The 1,689-nt window shown below is 47.0% G+C and carries 2 protein-coding genes; one reads left to right on the top strand and one right to left on the bottom strand.

The window, feature by feature from the left end:
* Positions 1–3: 3 nt before the first annotated feature.
* A complete protein-coding gene (gene tnpA, locus ACKFKF_RS34995) occupies positions 4–444 on the bottom strand; it encodes an IS200/IS605 family transposase (RefSeq protein ID WP_446871934.1) in 441 nt (146 codons plus the stop codon).
* A gap of 51 nt (positions 445–495) precedes the next feature.
* On the opposite strand from tnpA, the gene ACKFKF_RS34990 reads away from it, so the two are divergent.
* Complete coding sequence (locus ACKFKF_RS34990; protein WP_446871933.1) at positions 496–1,680, top strand: RNA-guided endonuclease InsQ/TnpB family protein; 1,185 nt, start codon at positions 496–498, stop codon at positions 1,678–1,680.
* The last annotated feature ends 9 nt before the right edge of the window (positions 1,681–1,689 follow it).

Raw genomic sequence — 1,689 nt, 5'->3', positions numbered from 1 at the left:
TTATCAGAGAGATGGGTCTAAAACCCCGTCCTCCGCTTCGCTAAAGGACGGCTTTTCTTGATTCCTAATATACTCCTTCAGCACTTCAATCGGTGCGCCTCCAACAGAGCTAACAAAATAGCTAGGACTCCAGAGGGCATCTTTGCCGTAGGGTTTAGGGTGTCCAGCTTGACCGTATCGGCGGCTAGAAACACCCTTGAGTGCGTTCACCATCTGAGAGATTGAAAGTTTAGGCGGAAACTCAATCAATACGTGAACGTGATCCGCTTCACCGTTGAATTCGAGGATCTGGAAATCCATCTTCTTAGCCACTTCGTTGAAGGAGTTCCCAATCACAGCGAGACCTTCAGCGGTCAATACGCTTCTACGATATTTAGTGACACAGACCAAATGAATCTTAAGGCTTGAGATGCTGTGTCTTTCCTTGCGTAACTGGGTTGTCATTTCTTACAGACCAACGTACAATTGAGTAGCAGACCGATTCTAGCATAGGCAATGAAAGCGAGATATCAATACCGTTTCTACCCGACCGACCAACAGCGACAGAGCCTAGCTCAGTTGTTTGGTTGTGTTCGGGTGGTTTGGAATGATGCCTTAGCAATCTGCAAGCAGTCTGAGAAGTTCCTGGGATACAGCAAGCTTTCTGCAATGCTGACCCAAACGAAAAAGACTGAAGCGCGCGAGTGGTTAGGGTCTGTCTCGTCGGTTCCATTGCAGCAATCTCTAAGACAGTTGAGTGTTGCCTACAAAAACTTTTTTGACTCTCTGACTGGGAAACGAAAAGGCAGAAAGGTTGGCTCACCCAAATTTAAGAAGAAGTCTAACCAGCAGTCTGCAACCTTTACAGACAATGCTTTTAGAATTTCCGATGAGGTTGTCTATCTGGCTAAGATTGGCGACTTAAAGCCAGTTTGGTCGAGAGAATTGCCCTCTACACCAAGTTCTATAACGGTAATCAAAGACTGCGCTAACCGCTATTTCCTGAGCTTTGTCGTGGAAGTTGAACCCGTTCAAGTCGATGCTAAAAACCAAAGTATCGGAATTGATTTGGGCATCCAGACTTTCGCGGTGATGAGCAACGGTGAAAAGGCTTTTAGCCCTGACTACTCAAAGCACGATCGGAGGATTCGCAAGCTTCAAAAGAAACTGGCGCGTCAACGAAAAGGGTCGAATCGCAGAAACAGAACCAGAATTCAGATTGCTAAACGACACAATCAGATTGCGCATATCCGCCAGGATTTCTTGCACAAACTGTCTACTAAAATCGTGAGCGAAAACCAAGCGATCGTGCTGGAAGATTTGAACGTGTCGGGGATGGTGAAAAACCGCAAGCTTGCGAGGTCAATCAGTCTGCAAGGCTGGAGAGCGTTTAGAGCGCTGTGTGAGGCTAAGTCTGAAAAGTTTGGCAGAGAGTTTCATGTCATCAACCGATGGGAACCGACTAGCCAGGTTTGTTCAGATTGCGGTTTCAAATGGGGCAAGCTGGATCTAACAATTCGGTCGGTTCGATGCCTGAATTGTGGCACTGACCATGACCGAGATGAGAATGCAGCGAAGAATATAGAATCAAGTCGCCATAGGGCATTGGGAGACTCTAAACGGACGCAGAGACAGAGTAAGACTATTTCGATAGCATCAGTCGGCGAAGCGTCAAGAATCACCGCTCCTTTAGGACGGTGAGTATGTCAA

The organism is Phormidesmis sp. 146-12, assembly GCF_052939495.1.
Note: the sequence above shows the minus strand (reverse complement) of the source record. Positions and strands in the feature narration are given on the sequence as shown.